We start from the raw sequence: 16891 nt of genomic DNA, 5'->3' as shown, positions 1-16891 counted from the left end.
TAAAATGCTGAGGCCTAGAATTATACCAAGTCTTTTGATCCAGGATAATGGACTTGTAAAAACTGTCAATTTTAAAAATCCAAAATACGTTGGAGATCCTATCAATGCAGTGAGGATATTTAACGAAAAGGAAGTCGATGAACTTGCCATTTTTGATATCGATGCAACAGCAAAAGGTCTTGAGCCAAATTACAGCCTGATTGAAAGAATAGCCAATCAGTCCAGAATGCCGCTTTGCTATGGCGGTGGTGTGAAAACTGTAGAACAGGCCCAGAGGATTTTTGGACTTGGAATAGAAAAAATAGCACTCTCTTCTGCTGTACTTCAAAACCCGCAGCTTATTACCCAAATTGCTGAACGTGTAGGTTCACAAAGTGTAATTGTAGTTTTAGATGTAAAGAAAAAACTTTTTGGAGGATACGAAGTGTATACTCACAATGGTAAAAAATCTACGGGAATAGACCCGTTTAAGTTTGTAGAAGAAGCACAAAAGCTCGGGGCTGGTGAAATAGTCATCAATTCTATAGATCAGGATGGCGTTATGAAAGGCTATGATATGGCTTTAATTAATAAGGTAAGAGAAAAAATATCACTTCCGCTTACCGTTTTGGGAGGCGCCGGGACTTTGAACGATGTGAAGCAGGTAATTGATAAACATGGAATAATAGGAGTTGCAGCAGGAAGTCTGTTTGTATTTAAAGGAGTTTATAAGGCTGTTTTAATAAATTATCCTACTTTTGAGGAAAAGGAAAAATTAATACAGAAATAGAAAAAATAAACATCACGGAAACAGAAATATTAAAAACGCATATGCAGATAAAAGATAAAATACTTCTTATTACAGGAGGAACAGGTTCATTTGGAACCGCTGTACTGAGAAAATTTATAAATACAGACCATTTTAAAGAAATTCGTATCTTTTCCCGCGATGAAAAGAAGCAGGATGATATGAGAAATCAGTTTAAAAATGATAAACTGAAATTTTATATCGGAGATGTTAGAGATTATAAAAGTGTAGAGCCTGCCATGAGAGGGGTAGATTACGTTTTTCACGCAGCAGCACTGAAACAGGTTCCATCTTGTGAATTTTTCCCAATGCAGGCGGTAAAAACAAACGTTGAAGGCACACAAAATGTGATTGATGCCGCCGCCATAAATAAGGTGAAAAAAGTGATCTGTTTAAGTACAGATAAAGCTGCATATCCTATCAACGCTATGGGGATTTCCAAAGCGATGATGGAAAAAGTAGCAGTTGCCGCAGCCCGAAATCTGGATGAAACCGTAGTGTGTCTTACAAGATACGGAAATGTAATGGCATCCAGAGGGTCAGTTATTCCATTGTTTATCAAACAGATAAAGAATGGAGAAGAATTGACGATTACGGATCCTAATATGACCAGGTTCCTGATGTCTTTAGAAGAAGCCGTAGATTTGGTATTATTTGCCTTCGAACATGGAAATCCGGGTGATTTATTTGTGAATAAAGCTCCTGCGGGAACTATTGGCGAACTTGCTCAGGCATTAAAAGAGATGTTTAAGGTAGATAACCCGATAAAAATTATCGGAACCAGGCATGGTGAAAAACTCTATGAGACACTTTGTACCCGCGAGGAAATGATTAAAGCGGAAGATATGGGTGATTTTTACAGAATTCCTGCAGATAACAGGGATCTGAATTATGCTCAGTATTTTTCTGAAGGAATGAGTGATATTTCCAAAATAGAAGACTATCATTCACATAATACCGAACAACAAAATGTAGAAGGGATGAAAAATCTTTTGATGAAACTTCCGTTAATAAGAAAAGAAGTTTTTGGTGAAGATATAATGCAGTACCCTGATTAGTCTGTTTTCAAGTTATTTTTTAATGTATAAAAATCATGATGTAAAATGAAAATATCAATAATAACGGATTTTTATGGAAATGATTTGACTTATATTGAAAATGAATTAGCGAAACAGTATATAAAATTTGGATTTGAAGTTTTCGTAATCTGTTCCGTTACCGATAATCCGTTTGATTTTTACAGCCATAATTATTACACTAAAAAGGCTTCAGTTGAAGTTCATAATGGCATAAAAATATACAGGCAGCCTTATAAGTTGAATATAAAAAAGAGGATTAAAAGTTTTAAAGATGTTTACAGCATCCTTTCTTCTGAAAAGCCCGACTTCATTTTTTTTAATGGAGTTCATTTGAACCTCAAAGATGCTGTTCGATTTAAAAAAGAAAAAGAATGTAAGATTATTCTGTATTCTGAAGCTGATTACAGTAACTCTGCGCAAAATTGGCTATCGTTGAATATTCTTCATAAGATAGTATGGAAAGGAATATTAAATCGGTATAAAAAGAATATTTATAAAATATTTTTTGCAACACCGGCAAGTTCAAAATTTTTGAACGAAGTATATGATTTACCTCTTAATGAGGCAGAATTACTTCCTTTGGGATGTGACTGCAGTATTTCAGATGATATTATAAACACAATAGACAGAGGTGTTGTCAGAAAAAAACTAAATATAAATAATGATGATTATGTCTTGATTACAGGAGGTAAACTGGAAATCAGGAAAATGACCGAAATTGCAATTGAAGCTGTAAAAGTTTTAAACAGAAAAGATGTTCATTTGATTGTTTTCGGAGCTCCTGCCAGCGGCTCTGAGGAATATTTTAAAGAGCTTGAAAAAAGCGCAGACGGGCATCAGATACATTTTACAGGATGGCTGACTTCGGATATGTTTTATGAATTTATGGCAATTTCAGACGTCGCTGTTTTTCCGGCAAGTCAGTCCGTTTTATGGCAACAGGCAATAGGAATGCGTTTGCCCTTAGTGGCAGGAGATGCAGGAGAGCAGGATATGTCATATCTTAATTTTAATGAAAATATTATTAAGATTAATAAAGATAATATTATACCTATTAAATTTGCTGAAACCATTGAACAGATAATTTCTGTTCCTGGAAAGCTGGACAAAATGAAAAAAGGTGCTGAAAAAACAGCAAGGGAAAACCTAAGCTACGAAATTATTGCAAAAAAAGCAATTGGTGGTCTTATTTATTCCCTGATTTATATAATTTAAAAATACAAATAATGTATGCTTTCGACTGCTCTGAATAGTAAAAAAGTTATGATAACGGGAGGAATGGGATTCATAGGACACAATTTAGTGAAATCCCTGATTGAACGTTTTGATTGCTCTGTAGTTGTTGTTGATGATTGCTGTAACAGCAGTTCTGATGTACTGTCAGATTATATGCATAAAATTGTCTTTTTTAATACCGATGTATTAAATATTGAAGATTATTCAGAGCATATGGACGACTCTGATTATATTTTTCATTTTGCATGTTCTCCTATCACCGTATCCGGAGAAAATCCTGAACATGACCTTAATGTAAATGCACTCAGTACGCTGAGAATATTGAATTACCTGAAAGATAATAATCCAGCCAAGCTTAAAAGATTTGTAGTTGCTTCCTCTTCCTCTGTATATGGAAATATGGATGGCTGTGATATTCCATTTAATGAAGAAGTCTCTCCAAAAATCGTAAGTAATTATGCCGCAACAAAACTATTAAGTGAGCATTATACCCTGATGTATGCAGAAAAATATAAAATACCTGTAACTATTTTAAGATACTCAAATGTGTATGGTTATGGCCAGTCCTTTGATAAAGAACACTGTGGCGTTTTAGGTAGATTTATACATAGAGCACTTACAGGAAGCAGTTTGGAGGTTTTTGGAAATGGAAGGCAGACAAGGGACTACACATTTATCGAAGATGCAGTAAATGCCACTATTTTATCTTCAATCTCAGATGAAGCTGTAAACGAAATATTTAATATTAGCACAGGCCATGAGGTTTCTATTAATAAGCTTATTTCGATTTTGAAACTACATCTTCCGGATTTAATGGTGGAAGAACATCCCGAAAGAGAAATTGATAATATAAAGAGAAGAGCAGTAAGCCCGGAAAAAGCAAAACAACAGCTCAACTGGTCTCCAGCCGTAGATATTGAAGACGGGATTAAACTGACGGTACATTGGTATAAAAAGTATATGAATGGGATTAATAATATTCAAAATAACTAATATCAGAAAATATTAAAAAAACGATTTAAACCTTATGGAAACACCTGAATTTATTAAAGGGGGAAAACATTCAGATGAAAGAGGAAGTCTGTTTTTCAACAACACCTTCAATGCAGGCCATATAAAAAGAATTTACTGCATCGAAAATGCAGATACTGAATTAATCAGAGGCTGGACAGGTCATAAGATTGAACAGCGTTGGTTTTCTGCAGTGGCAGGAAGTTTTAGTATAAAATTAATAAAGATAGATAGCTGGGAAAACCCATCACCAGAATCTGAAATTATTGATTACGAAATACAATCAGATACCCTCGATGTTTTGCATATGCCCAAAGGATATGTAAGTGCCATACAGGCTAAAACCCGCGGAGCGAAACTATTGGTAATGGTAGATCATGCTTTAGGAGAAGTTAATGATGACTACAGGTTTCCAATAGATTATTTTAAAAGAATATCATAATGAAAAGAATAGGAATTACCGGGCAGAATGGCTTTGTCGGTTCACATTTATACAATACTTTAGGTCTGAGACCTGAGGATTTTAAAAGAGTAGACTTTCAAAAGGAATACTTTGACAGTCCAGAGAAAATGGACGAATTTGTGAAGCAATGTGATGTGATTGTTCATCTTGCCGCCATGAACCGCCATCCGGATCCTGAAATCATTTATAACAGTAATGTAGAGCTGGTAAAAAAATTGGCAGCCTCATTAGACAGAACAGAATCTAAAGCACATATTCTGTTTTCATCTTCATCACAGGAAGAAAGAGACAACTTGTATGGGAAATCCAAAAAAGAAGGCCGCGAGATCCTTGCAGCCTGGGCGGAAAAAGCAGGAGGAAAGTTTACAGGTATGATTATTCCGAATGTTTTTGGTCCCTTTGGAAAACCCAATTACAACTCATTTGTTGCTACCTTCTGCCATAAACTTACCCATGGTGAAACTCCTGTGATTGATAATGACGGAGAAGTAAAGCTGATCTATGTAGGAGAATTGGTACAAAACATCATCAGCCAGGTAGATGCAGGCGTAAGCAAAGACCTATATGAAGTACCGCATACCTCAGTAAATAAAGTTTCGGAGGTATTGGCAAAACTTGAGAATTATAAAGAATTATACTTTGAGAATGGTGAGGTTCCGGTATTGGAGTCAAAATTTGATTTAAACCTGTTCAATACTTTCCGTTGCTATTTTGATATTAAAAATCATTACCCAGTTAAATTTACCCAGCATACAGATCCAAGAGGAGCTTTCGTTGAAGTGATAAGATTGGGAATCGGAGGTCAGTGTTCCTTTTCAACTACAGTGCCGGGAATTACGCGCGGAAATCACTTTCACACAAGAAAAATTGAAAGATTTGCTGTTATCAAAGGAAAAGCTCTGATTCAGCTGCGCAAAATAGATACCGATGAAGTGCTGGATTTTTATCTGGACGGAACAGAGCCCGCCTATGTAGACATGCCAATATGGTACACGCACAATATTAAAAATATCGGTGAAGAGGAGCTTTATACCATTTTCTGGATCAATGAACCTTTTAATCCTGAAGATGCAGATACCTACTTTGTGGAAGTATAGCCTATGATCTTATTGAAGAAAAATAATCTGGAACTTCTGTTTCTGTTTCTGGTAACCTTTGGATATATTTTTTTTTATTCATTTGCGTTGCCGGCTAAGATTCCCAATGAATATTTTTCAATTCCTTTTAGAGGCGTATTGTTTCTGATAAGCCTCTATGTTATTTTTTTGAATTTTGAGAATGTCAGTAAAAGAAAATGGACCATCATTTTCACAACACTATTTTGGCTTTTTTACACATTTAAATCTTATTACAGCTTCCAAAATTATGCTTTCGAGCCGGAAGTGAAGAATATGGAATACTGGGTGTATATTAAATCCATTTGTAGAAATCTAGTTCCGCTGATAGCTATTTTATGCATCAATATCACCAAAGAAATATCAGAAAAGCTTACCTATTTTATCTTTCATTTTTTATTAATCATAATGGGGATTAGCTTTCTTTATGAGATTCTTACAACACAACATTTTTCAAGATCACCGGGAATTTTTTCCCGGTATTATATCAGTACCGGGCATTATGGGCTTTCTTTGATCATATTGTCTGTGTTTTATTATTTTTTAAACCCATCAAAAAAACTAAAACCCGCTTTAGGGGTTTTTCTGGGTTTTTTTGCCTTGTATATATCATCCGCCAGAAGCCCTATTCTGGCTGTAGCCGTAATTATACTGGTATTGTTGCTCTATATTAATAAGCTGAAATATTGGCTTGGAATGGCACTTTTTATACTTATTTTTGTGGCCGGTATCTATGGACTTAGGCACAGTTCCTATGCTACAGAGTATATTATAAGGCTTTATGACGCTATTTTTGAAGGAAACGCTTATGGAAGATCTCATTATTTAGCAAAAGGCTGGGAGATTTTTATGAATAATATCCCTTTTGGGGGCCGTACCTTATTTGAAAATGGAATGTATCCCCATAATATTTTTGTAGAAGTACCTATGACGATGGGAGTAACCGGGATAATTTTGTTTGTTCTTTATTTTAAAGACCTGTGGAAGTTCAAACCGGAATATATAAAGCAGAACAGATATTATCTGCCTTATTTTTTATTTTTTATCCAGTATCTGGTATTGGTACAGACTTCGTACTGTATTTTTGATAATGTAGAATTCTGGTGCTTTGCAGCAGTAATTATATCTATAATATTATTTTGTTATGATGAAAAAATTAAAAGTAATGACAGTCGTGGGTACGCGGCCGGAAATTATTAGATTGTCGAGAGTATTATCTGCTTTGGATGCGTCCCAAGCCGTTGAACATATTATTGTCCACACCGGGCAAAATTATGATTATGAACTTAATCAGATCTTTTTTGAAGATTTAGGACTTAGAAAACCTGACTTTTTCTTAGAAGCTGCCGGAAAAACAGCTACCGAGACGGTTGGAAATATTTTAATTAAAATAGATCCGCTTCTTGAAGAGTTGCAGCCGGATGCATTTTTGGTGCTGGGAGATACCAACTCTTGCCTGTGTGCTATCCCTGCTAAGAAAAGACAGATTCCTATTTTCCATATGGAAGCAGGAAACAGATGTTTTGACCAGCGTGTGCCGGAAGAAACTAACCGTAAGATTGTAGATCATACCTCAGATATAAATTTAACGTATTCTGATATTGCCCGTGAATACCTTTTAAGAGAAGGTCTTCCTGCAGACAGAATTATTAAAACAGGCTCTCCGATGTTTGAAGTGTTAAATCACTATCTTCCACGGATTGAAAGCTCCGACGTTCTGTCTAGGCTCAATCTTGAAGAAGGGAAGTATTTCGTCGTTTCATCTCACAGGGAAGAAAATATCAATTCTGAAAAAAACTTCAGAGGCCTCATAGACAGTCTTAATGCAATTGCAGAAAAATTCCAATATCCTATTATTGTATCTACACATCCTAGAACAAGGAATATGATAGACAAGATGCAATTGGAAGTAAGACCGGAAATCCAATTCCTGAAACCACTCGGTTTTCATGATTACAATGCCCTTCAGATGAGAAGTTATGCTGTACTTTCTGATTCAGGAACCATTTCGGAAGAGTCTTCCATTCTGAATTTCAGAGCGCTTAATATCAGAGATGCTCATGAAAGACCGGAAGCTATGGAAGAAGCATCCGTAATGATGGTCGGTCTCTCTCCTGAGAGAATTCTTCAGGGGCTTGTGCAGCTTGAAGAGCAAAAAATAGGAAAAGAGAGAAACTACAGACCGGTATCGGATTACTCAATGCCGAATGTTTCACAGAAAGTTGTCAGAATAATTTTAAGCTATACCGACTACGTCAACAGAGTGGTGTGGAGAAAGAGCTAATCAATGAATATACTATTTCTTACTTTAGCAAAAATAAATACATTACAGGAACGTGGTATTTATCATGATCTGATGCGGGAGTTTTCCGACCATCAGCATCATGTTTATATCGTATCACCTGTGGAAAGAAGGGAAAATCAGAGCACGACAGTAAGAAAAGAAGGAAATGCTGTTTTTTTGAATGTGAAAACCCTGAATATTCAGAAAACCAACTTTATAGAAAAAGGAATTTCTACCCTTACTATTGAGAAACTGTTTTTAAAGGCTATCAAGAAAAATTTTTCTGATGTAAAGTTTGATCTGGTTATTTATTCTACACCTCCCATTACATTCACAAGTCTTGTTAAGTACATAAAAAATAAAGACCATGCAAAAACATACCTGCTGCTGAAAGACATCTTTCCGCAAAACGCAGTAGATATGAAACTAATGTCTGATAAAAGCGTATTGTACAAATACTTTCTGAAAAAAGAAAAAGAGTTGTATGCCATTTCAGATAAGATAGGATGCATGTCCCGGGCAAACGTGAAATTTGTACTGGATCATAATCCGGGTATTTCACCAGAAAAAGTAGAGATCAACGCAAATTCTATTCAGCTGCAGCCTTTTAAAAGTCCTTCGGATGAACAAAAGAATACGGTAAGAACAAAATACGGAATTCCAACGGATAAAAAAATCTTTATCTACGGAGGAAACTTAGGGAAACCTCAGGGAATTGATTTCCTGATAGAAACTTTGAAAGCGAAAGCCGAAGATGACCGTACTTTCTTTGTCGTGGTAGGTTCAGGAACGGAATATGATAAAATAAAAGACTGGTTTGACTCTTTTAAACCTAAAAATGCATTACTTCTTTCTGCCGTTCCTAAAGCAGATTATGATCTGCTGGTACAGACCTGTGATGTAGGCTTGATCTTCTTACACAAGGATTTTACAATTCCGAATTATCCATCAAGGCTGCTTTCTTATCTTGAGTATAAAATGCCGGTTTTAGCTGCTACAGATCCAAATACGGATATTGGAACGGATATTGTGGAAAATGGTTGTGGATTAGCTGTGTATTCAGGAGACCTGAAAGCAATGACTAATGCAGTTGATGCATTTATCAGCATGGATGGTACTGAATTTGAAGCAATGAGACAAAACAGCTGGAAATTTCTTGAGAGAGAGTTTCAGGCAAAGAAATCGTATCACACCATAATAGAATCATAGAGATGGATAAACAAAAGATTGTTCTCATATTTTTATTTTTTTGCAGTTTTATGTGGGCACAAAAGCCGGTAGTGAGCTATTCGGCATATGCACAGAAATCTCAAAAAGATCATACTGCGTCATTGACCAGGTTTCTGCAGGACGTTTCAAAAAAAAACGCTGTGGGAATAATTGATGGCTATACTATTGAATTCAATAAAGAAATCAGTATTAAAAATCTGAATAATATAGAATTATCTTTTAAAAACTCTGTTTTATATTCAAATAAGAGGTTTTCAGGATTTTTTTTAAACTTTGTCAACTCTAAAAATATTGTTATTGACGGGATGAATGTTGAGATGTATAGAACTGCTCTGCCGGTTTATACTGAAAAAGATTATCCTAATGTGTACAATAGCGCACTGGGTTTTAAAGGATGTCAGAATATAGAGATTAAAAATTCTAAATTTTTAAATTTATACAACCGTTCAGTTCAGATTACTGAAAGCTATGGTAAAATATCTGTTCATGATAATTTTTTCAGTTCAAAAAAACAGAACCAGAAATATTTAATGGAACATGTAGTGGTAGGTTCAAGTCCTAATGGGGTAGTATCAATTCTCAAAAATAGATTTGACAATGAATCTTATGATAATCCGGATTTTGGAATTTCTGCAATTTCCGGTTACGGACTGGGAAAAGGAGAGGGGAAAGTTGATATCATCGATAACTATATCAATAATGCCGGAAGAAGTAATTCTGGTCTTCACCGTCTTTTTGCCATTGATTTTTATGATGACTGCGATAATATTACGGTGAAAGGAAATACCATAAGCAATGTGATGTGGGGAGCTGTGAGATTTAACGGAAGTTCTGTAAATACGGTAATATCAGATAACATCATTACGATAAAAAATCCTGATGATTCATCTTCAATAACCAGTTCCACTACGGCAGGGAGCCAATATTTCAGAAATATCAGCATTAATAATAATACCATTACAGCAATATCCGGCCTCAATTCTGCCATTATGCTTCAAAATCAGTTTGAAAATATAAAGACAGAAAATATTTCAATAAAGAATAACAAAATTAATAATTCATACAATAACATTTCTTTAGTAGGGTACTTTGACGATGTTACTGTCAGTCAGAATGTGATAAAAGGCTCCGGGGCTGCTGTGGGCATCTCTTTTATGCTTAAAAATAAATCCGCAGGCAAACAGATATACATTAATGATAATATAATTCATACTTTCAATACCGGTATTTCTTTAAATTCAACCGATAATAAAGCTAATAATAATGGGTTTACCATCAGAAATAATGAAGTAAACACCACCAATAAATCTTTCAAAGGATATGGTATTATAGTAAATCTTGGAATGAAAGGAAAGATAAATATTGAACAGAATAATATCCTTAATTTTGCAACAGGACTTTATTTAAGAGAAAATACAGTCAATACAAAGCTCAACAAGTTTGATGGAAACGCTAAGAACCTTTCAAAAGACTGATTCGATATTTGTAAAAACTATTAATAATTAATAAAATAAAAAGTGTACAGATTTTTTTTTAAAAGAGTCATTGATTTTTTTTTATCGGCTATTGGTTTGCTCCTATTGAGCCCAATTTTTATCCTTGTCATGATAGGTCTTGTTTTTGCCAATAATGGTAAACCCTTCTTCTTTCAAAAAAGACCCGGGAAAAATGGGAAAATCTTCAGTATTATCAAGTTTAAAACAATGAATGATAAAAAAGATGAAAACGGAAAACTTTTATCAGACGCTGAAAGATTAACAACTGTAGGCTTATTTGTAAGAAAAACTTCTTTAGATGAAATCCCACAACTTATAAATGTGATAAAAGGTGATATGTCACTTATTGGCCCACGTCCGCTTTTAGTACAATATCTGACAATTTACAACAAACATCAGGCACGAAGACACGAAGTAAAACCAGGAATTACCGGATGGGCACAAGTAAATGGAAGAAATGCAATTTCATGGAAGCAGAAATTTGATTTTGATGTTTGGTATGTAGACCATATTTCTTTTTTACTAGACCTTAAAATTATCTTTCTTACAATAAAAAAAGTATTGATAAGAGAAGGAATCAACCAACAGGGAGAATCAACTATGGAGTATTTTACCGGAGATGATATTAAATAATATTCTATCGGATAGAAAATTTCTTTGATTTTAGTATTTTAAAAAGAAATTATAAAGTGTAACCATGTTTTAAGATAGAATACTATTAATTTTACGAAAAATATAAATCGGTACATCCGTTTTAAAAGAAATAAATATGAAAAAAATAGCAATTATTGGAGCAGGAGGATTTGGGCGTGAAGTAAAAATGTTAATCGATCATATTAACCAGAAAGAAAGACAATTTGAATTGATAGGTTTTTATGATGATAAACATTATGACCATCCTATTAATGGAATTCCTTATTTGGGAAAGATCGAAAAGATTAATGATGTAGAAGAATCTTTATGTATTGCAGTAGCCATAGGAGACCCAAAAACAAAGAAAAAAATTATACAAAGTATCATCAATTCCAATATTGAATTCCCCAATCTGGTTCATCCGTCTGTTATTATTGGCCAGGATAACGTCAAATTTGGAAAAGGAAATATTATCTGTGCAGGGGTTATCATTACGATAGATATTGAAATTGAAGATTTTGTTATCCTTAATCTTTCCTGTACCGTAGGCCATGATACCAGAATAAAAAAATACAGTTCATTTATGCCGACTGTAAATATTTCCGGAGAAGTTGTGATCAATGAAGCCGTATATGTAGGAACCGGCGCGAAAATTATAAACCTTCTTGAAATAGGAGAAAATACCATAGTTGGGGCGGGCGCAGTAGTATATAAGAGCCTTCCCGCCAACTGTACAGCAGTTGGAATTCCGGCAAAACCAATAAAATTCAATGATTAATATGGAAAATAAAATATGGCTTTCCTCACCCCACATGGGCGGAAACGAATTAAAATATATCAACGAAGCTTTCGCAGAAAACTGGGTAGCACCTTTAGGCCCCAATGTAAACGGATTTGAAGATGATCTGGAGCAGTTCCTGGGAAGCAATGTAAAAGTTGCTGCACTGTCTGCAGGAACAGCAGCCCTTCACCTTGCTCTTATAGAATGTGGAGTACAGCATGATGATGAGGTAATCTGCCAGTCAATGACATTCTCTGCTTCTGCCAATCCTATAGCCTATTGTGGAGCTAAGCCCGTATTTATAGACAGCGAGCCGGATACATGGAACATGTGCCCTAAGGCGTTGAAAGAAGCAATAGAAGACAGGATAAAAAATGGAAAGAAACCGAAAGCCATTATTGTAGTCCACCTGTATGGGATGCCTGCAAAAATGGATGAAATTTCAGCCATTGCTGAAGAATATCAAATCCCTGTGATTGAAGACGCTGCTGAAGCTTTAGGCTCATCTTATAAAGGAAGAGGCTGCGGAACATTTGGCCGATTCGGAATTTTGAGCTTTAACGGAAATAAAATTATCACAACTTCAGGAGGTGGTGCTTTAGTATGCCATACTCGGGAAGACAAAGATAAAGCAGTATTTCTGTCTACTCAGGCAAGAGACAATGCTCCGCATTACCAGCATTCCCATATTGGATTCAATTATAGAATGAGCAATATTGTAGCCGGAATCGGAAGAGGGCAGATGGAAGTTCTTAAAGACAGGGTTTCTGCGCGCAGAGCAATGCATGATTTCTACGTAGAAATTTTCAAAAATATAAACGGAGTAACAGTATTTACGGAACCGGGTAATGATTATTATTCGAATCACTGGTTGTCTGCCATTATTGTAGATCCTGAAATTACCGGAAAAGACCGTGAGAGTCTGAGATTGGCCTTCTTGGAAGACAATATAGAATCAAGACCTTTATGGAAGCCAATGCACCTGCAGCCTGTTTTTGAAAAAGCCCCTTATTATGGAACCAATGTTTCAGAAAAACTTTTTGATAATGGACTGTGCCTGCCATCCGGATCTAACCTGTCTGATGAGGAAAGAGTAAGAATTGCTCAGGTAATTACTTCTTATTTCCAATCTTAAATATTTCTGGGCGGCAGATGGGTCAGTATGCATATTGGAAAAATGTTTTTGATGCTGTTTTTGCATTCATTCTCATTGTTTTTCTGACGCCGCTATTCATTGTTTTATTGATTGTAGCCGGAATTGATACTGCCTCAAATGGGCTTTTTGTCCAAAAAAGGATAGGGCAGTACGGAAAACCGTTTATGATTTATAAACTCAGAACCATCCATCAAAATAAAAATACCTGCTCCCAAACCGGAATAGTGTTGAGAAAACTGAAGTTGGATGAACTGCCTCAGCTTTTCAATATTCTGAAAGGAGAAATGAGCTTTGTAGGACCAAGACCGGATGTTGAGGGATATTATGACCAATTGGAAGGGACGGACAGACAGGTGTTGGAATTGAAACCCGGATTGACATGTGAGGCAAGTATAACATACAGAAATGAGGAAAATCTTCTTAAAAATCAGGAAAATCCTCTGAAATACAATGATGAAGTACTTTTTCCTCACAAAGTAAAAATGAATTTAATCTATCTGAACAATAGATCCTTCAAAAATGATATGAAGATTATGTGGAAAACATTAGTTGTAATTTTTAAATAAAAACTGTCCAAAGCTTTCCTAAACTAATAAAAAATGAAAATAAAAGAAACCCCACTCAAGGATTGTTACATTATAGAGCCCACTATATTTGAAGATGACAGAGGCTATTTCTTCGAAAAGTTCAATGAAAAAAAATTTGAAGAACTTACCGGAATGAACGGACATTTTGTTCAGGACAATATTTCAAAGTCTTCCCAGGGAGTTCTCAGAGGACTTCACTTACAGAAAGGAGAACATGCTCAGGCAAAATTAGTTTCCTGTCTGGAAGGAAGAGTATGGGATGTAGCAGTGGATCTTAGAGAAGATTCCCCCACTTTCGGAAAATGGTTCGGGATAGAACTTACAGCAGAAAATAAGGTACAGATGTATGTTCCCAGAGGATTCGGACACGGATTTTCTGTACTGAGTGAAACCGCAATTTTTTCTTATAAATGTGATAATTTTTACAACAAAGAGTCTGAAGGAAGCGTAAAGTTCAATGATCCGGATCTTAATATAGACTGGAAGGTGGAGGATCACAAAATGATACTTTCCGAAAAAGATCTGAATGCACCCGGCTTCCACGAGAAAAACTTTTAAATAAAATACTGAAAACCACTTCTATAGAGTGGTTTTTATTTTTTGATCTTTACTCTTTATTATTTTGTATCTTTGCACACTCAAAATCAAAACGATGCGCACAAAATCTGTAGGGAAGAAGAAAATCAATGTGGTTACACTTGGATGTTCCAAGAATGTATATGATTCTGAAGTATTAATGAGCCAGCTGAAAGCCAATGGGAAAGAAGTAGTTCATGAAGACCGCGGAGATATCGTAGTGATCAATACATGTGGTTTTATTGATAATGCTAAAGAAGAATCCATCAATACCATCTTGGATTATGTAGATGCCAAAAACAGAGGTGAAGTCGAAAAAGTTTTTGTTACAGGTTGCCTTTCCGAAAGATACAAGCCGGATCTTATTAAAGAAATTCCGGATGTAGATCAGTACTTCGGGACAAGAGATCTTCCGGTTCTTTTGAAGCATCTTGGTGCAGACTACAAACATGAGCTGGTAGGAGAGAGACTTACCACGACCCCTAAACATTATGCTTACCTTAAAATTTCTGAAGGTTGCGACAGACCTTGTTCATTCTGCGCGATTCCTTTGATGAGAGGAGGGCATGTTTCCACCCCTATCGAGAAACTGGTTTTGGAAGCTCAGAAGCTGGCAAAAAAAGGGACAAAAGAAATTATTCTTATTGCACAGGATCTTACCTATTATGGTCTTGATATTTATAAGAAGCGTGCTCTTGGAGAACTGCTGAAAGAATTAGTAAAAGTTGAAGGCATCGAATGGATCCGTCTTCATTATGCATTCCCGAGTGGTTTCCCTGAAGATGTTCTGGACATCATCCGTGAAGAGCCTAAAGTCTGCAACTATATAGATATTCCCCTTCAACATATCAATTCCGATCTTTTGAAATCCATGAAACGTGGAACAACTCATGAGAAAACAGATGCTTTGTTGGCTAAATTCCGTGAAAAAGTTCCGGATATGGCAGTGAGAACTACTCTTATTGTAGGGTATCCGGGAGAAACTCAGGAAAGATTTCAGGAGCTTAAAGACTGGGTAAAAGAACAGAAATTTGACAGATTGGGATGCTTTACCTACTCTCATGAAGAAAATACAGGCGCTTATGTACTGGAAGATGATATCCCTCAGGAAGTGAAAGAGGCAAGAGTGGAAGAGATTATGGAGCTGCAGTCTCAGATTTCGTGGGAGAAAAATCAGGAAAAGATCGGAAAAGTCTTTAAATGTATATTTGACAGAAAAGAAGGAAATTATTTTATCGGAAGAACAGAATACGATTCTCCGGATGTAGATAATACAGTATTGGTTTCCGCAGATAATACCTATATCTCAATCGGGGAATTTGCAGAGGTAAAAATTACTTCGGCAGAAGAGTTTGATTTATATGGTGAGTTGATATAACAACTTGGTATTTATCATAATTATTACAAAGCTATTTTTTTAGAGTTAAATCAAATACTAATAAAAATTAACGCTGTTTATAATCTTAGTATTTATCATAATTATTATAATGCTATTTTTTTTAGAGTTAAATCAAAATATTAATAAAAATTAACGCTGTTTATAGTATTAGTAAATCGTGTATAATATTGATTATTAGTAGTTTAGTATTTTAGTGATAGAAAGTGTTTTATTTTTTTTATATAAAATGAATAAATTCGAAAATTATGTCTTAAATTTGCGCAATAAGCAATGTTTTAAAATCAAATGCTTCAGGCAGTTGCCTATCTTAAATGAGCTTTAATTTAATAGGCTTTGTGGTAGGCACAAGTTGGGATGCATTTTCCGTTTTGGAAATATTGATGGAAAATAGTGTAATTAAAATCTTTAAAAACTTATGAAAAAAATTTTATTAACAGCGACGATGCTCGTTGGCCTTTCGGCAGTTTCCAAGGCTCAGCAAGGACGTGTAGGTATAAACACAACTACACCTTCCGCAACGTTAGACGTAGTAGCTACTACAACAGACAATTCAAGACCTGATGCTTTACTAGTCCCTCGAATGACCGCAGCAGATCTTACTGCTAAAGATGACACCGCAGGTACCTATGGCGCTCCACAAAATGGTGCTATAGTTTACATTACTTCTGGAGTTGGAGCCGGTCCAAGAAAAGCTAAAATTACTGGTGCTGGATTTTACTACTTTGATAACACAGTTCCTGAATGGAAACCATTCGGTGGAGGTGCTGCACCAGCTGGTATGACTGTAAGACCACAAACTGCTGCTACAATATCAGATGCAGATTTGAATAATGCAGTTCTTGTAACATCCAATGTTACATTTAACCTGGCTACATTAACTAAAACGAATGGTAAAGTTATTACATTTATAGATGCTACCAATGGAGCTTTTTTCAGTGTGAGTGGAGCTCATAGTACTGCTCAAACTACTCCTCTTCAATCTGGAGGTTCATTGTCTTACATTTGTGATGGGACAAATTGGTATAGTTATAGTTCATTCTAATACAAAAACACAGTTA

17 protein-coding genes are annotated in these 16891 nt (G+C 35.5%); all 17 read left to right on the top strand.

What is annotated here, in order from left to right:
- Positions 1-4 precede the first annotated feature (4 nt).
- The 17 genes from ACM46_RS06695 (at position 5) to ACM46_RS06615 (ending at position 16875) form a co-directional block, all read left to right on the top strand.
- Positions 5-769, top strand: coding sequence for an AglZ/HisF2 family acetamidino modification protein (locus tag ACM46_RS06695; protein ID WP_048505863.1), 765 nt, complete (start codon positions 5-7; stop codon positions 767-769).
- A gap of 41 nt (positions 770-810) precedes the next feature.
- Complete coding sequence (locus ACM46_RS06690) at positions 811-1845, top strand: polysaccharide biosynthesis protein (RefSeq protein WP_048505862.1); 1035 nt, start codon at positions 811-813, stop codon at positions 1843-1845.
- Between the two features lie 45 nt (positions 1846-1890).
- The gene (locus ACM46_RS06685; protein ID WP_048505861.1) at positions 1891-3081 is read left to right on the top strand and encodes a glycosyltransferase family 4 protein; all 1191 of its coding nucleotides are present in this window, start codon (positions 1891-1893) and stop codon (positions 3079-3081) included.
- A gap of 15 nt (positions 3082-3096) precedes the next feature.
- Positions 3097-4095, top strand: coding sequence for an NAD-dependent epimerase/dehydratase family protein (locus ACM46_RS06680; protein ID WP_048505860.1), 999 nt, complete (start codon positions 3097-3099; stop codon positions 4093-4095).
- 34 nt (positions 4096-4129) lie between these two features.
- Entirely contained in the window at positions 4130-4555 is a 426-nt protein-coding gene (locus tag ACM46_RS06675) for a WxcM-like domain-containing protein (protein ID WP_048505859.1), read from the top strand.
- Entirely contained in the window at positions 4555-5673 is a 1119-nt protein-coding gene (locus tag ACM46_RS06670) for a polysaccharide biosynthesis C-terminal domain-containing protein (RefSeq protein ID WP_048505858.1), read from the top strand. The genes ACM46_RS06675 and ACM46_RS06670 overlap by 1 nt, the downstream gene beginning before the upstream one ends.
- 3 nt (positions 5674-5676) lie before the next feature.
- The gene (locus ACM46_RS06665; protein WP_048505857.1) at positions 5677-6891 is read left to right on the top strand and encodes an O-antigen ligase family protein; all 1215 of its coding nucleotides are present in this window, start codon (positions 5677-5679) and stop codon (positions 6889-6891) included.
- Positions 6839-7975 (top strand): non-hydrolyzing UDP-N-acetylglucosamine 2-epimerase, encoded by a 1137-nt coding sequence (gene wecB, locus ACM46_RS06660; RefSeq protein ID WP_048506150.1) that lies wholly within the window; start codon positions 6839-6841, stop codon positions 7973-7975. Before ACM46_RS06665 ends, wecB begins: the two co-directional genes overlap by 53 nt.
- A gap of 3 nt (positions 7976-7978) precedes the next feature.
- On the top strand, positions 7979-9184 hold the full coding sequence (locus ACM46_RS06655; RefSeq protein WP_048505856.1) for a glycosyltransferase family 4 protein: 1206 nt from the start codon (positions 7979-7981) through the stop codon (positions 9182-9184).
- A gap of 71 nt (positions 9185-9255) precedes the next feature.
- Entirely contained in the window at positions 9256-10680 is a 1425-nt protein-coding gene (locus ACM46_RS06650; RefSeq protein WP_206541000.1) for a hypothetical protein, read from the top strand.
- A 42-nt stretch (positions 10681-10722) separates the two neighbouring features.
- The gene (locus ACM46_RS06645) at positions 10723-11334 is read left to right on the top strand and encodes a sugar transferase (protein ID WP_048505854.1); all 612 of its coding nucleotides are present in this window, start codon (positions 10723-10725) and stop codon (positions 11332-11334) included.
- A 136-nt stretch (positions 11335-11470) separates the two neighbouring features.
- Positions 11471-12112, top strand: a complete 642-nt coding sequence (locus tag ACM46_RS06640) for a NeuD/PglB/VioB family sugar acetyltransferase (protein WP_048505853.1) — start codon at positions 11471-11473, stop codon at positions 12110-12112.
- A 1-nt stretch (position 12113) separates the two neighbouring features.
- On the top strand, positions 12114-13250 hold the full coding sequence (locus tag ACM46_RS06635) for an aminotransferase class I/II-fold pyridoxal phosphate-dependent enzyme (RefSeq protein WP_048506149.1): 1137 nt from the start codon (positions 12114-12116) through the stop codon (positions 13248-13250).
- Positions 13251-13267: 17 nt separating this feature from the next.
- Positions 13268-13837 (top strand): sugar transferase, encoded by a 570-nt coding sequence (locus tag ACM46_RS06630; RefSeq protein ID WP_048505852.1) that lies wholly within the window; start codon positions 13268-13270, stop codon positions 13835-13837.
- 33 nt (positions 13838-13870) lie between these two features.
- Positions 13871-14416 (top strand): dTDP-4-dehydrorhamnose 3,5-epimerase, encoded by a 546-nt coding sequence (gene rfbC, locus ACM46_RS06625; RefSeq protein ID WP_048505851.1) that lies wholly within the window; start codon positions 13871-13873, stop codon positions 14414-14416.
- Between the two features lie 94 nt (positions 14417-14510).
- On the top strand, positions 14511-15812 hold the full coding sequence (gene rimO / locus ACM46_RS06620) for a 30S ribosomal protein S12 methylthiotransferase RimO (RefSeq protein WP_048505850.1): 1302 nt from the start codon (positions 14511-14513) through the stop codon (positions 15810-15812).
- A 436-nt stretch (positions 15813-16248) separates the two neighbouring features.
- Entirely contained in the window at positions 16249-16875 is a 627-nt protein-coding gene (locus ACM46_RS06615) for a hypothetical protein (protein ID WP_048505849.1), read from the top strand.
- Positions 16876-16891 lie beyond the last annotated feature (16 nt).

This window comes from Chryseobacterium angstadtii (assembly GCF_001045465.1).
GTDB lineage: Bacteria > Bacteroidota > Bacteroidia > Flavobacteriales > Weeksellaceae > Chryseobacterium > Chryseobacterium angstadtii.
Note: the sequence above shows the minus strand (reverse complement) of the source record. Positions and strands in the feature narration are given on the sequence as shown.

Excerpts from the sequence above, each read along its gene's own strand:
- ACM46_RS06690 (WP_048505862.1), top strand. The coding sequence starts at position 811 with ATGCAGATAAAAGATAAAATACTTCTTATTACAGGAGGAACAGGTTCA.
- ACM46_RS06685 (WP_048505861.1), top strand. The coding sequence starts at position 1,891 with ATGAAAATATCAATAATAACGGATTTTTATGGAAATGATTTGACTTAT.
- rfbC (WP_048505851.1), top strand. The coding sequence starts at position 13,871 with ATGAAAATAAAAGAAACCCCACTCAAGGATTGTTACATTATAGAGCCC.
- ACM46_RS06670 (WP_048505858.1), top strand. The coding sequence starts at position 4,555 with ATGAAAAGAATAGGAATTACCGGGCAGAATGGCTTTGTCGGTTCACAT.
- ACM46_RS06665 (WP_048505857.1), top strand. The coding sequence starts at position 5,677 with ATGATCTTATTGAAGAAAAATAATCTGGAACTTCTGTTTCTGTTTCTG.
- ACM46_RS06675 (WP_048505859.1), top strand. The coding sequence starts at position 4,130 with ATGGAAACACCTGAATTTATTAAAGGGGGAAAACATTCAGATGAAAGA.
- ACM46_RS06640 (WP_048505853.1), top strand. The coding sequence starts at position 11,471 with ATGAAAAAAATAGCAATTATTGGAGCAGGAGGATTTGGGCGTGAAGTA.
- ACM46_RS06630 (WP_048505852.1), top strand. The coding sequence starts at position 13,268 with ATGGGTCAGTATGCATATTGGAAAAATGTTTTTGATGCTGTTTTTGCA.
- rimO (WP_048505850.1), top strand. The coding sequence starts at position 14,511 with ATGCGCACAAAATCTGTAGGGAAGAAGAAAATCAATGTGGTTACACTT.
- ACM46_RS06615 (WP_048505849.1), top strand. The coding sequence starts at position 16,249 with ATGAAAAAAATTTTATTAACAGCGACGATGCTCGTTGGCCTTTCGGCA.
- ACM46_RS06635 (WP_048506149.1), top strand. The coding sequence starts at position 12,114 with ATGGAAAATAAAATATGGCTTTCCTCACCCCACATGGGCGGAAACGAA.
- ACM46_RS06695 (WP_048505863.1), top strand. The coding sequence starts at position 5 with ATGCTGAGGCCTAGAATTATACCAAGTCTTTTGATCCAGGATAATGGA.
- wecB (WP_048506150.1), top strand. The coding sequence starts at position 6,839 with ATGAAAAAATTAAAAGTAATGACAGTCGTGGGTACGCGGCCGGAAATT.
- ACM46_RS06680 (WP_048505860.1), top strand. The coding sequence starts at position 3,097 with ATGCTTTCGACTGCTCTGAATAGTAAAAAAGTTATGATAACGGGAGGA.
- ACM46_RS06655 (WP_048505856.1), top strand. The coding sequence starts at position 7,979 with ATGAATATACTATTTCTTACTTTAGCAAAAATAAATACATTACAGGAA.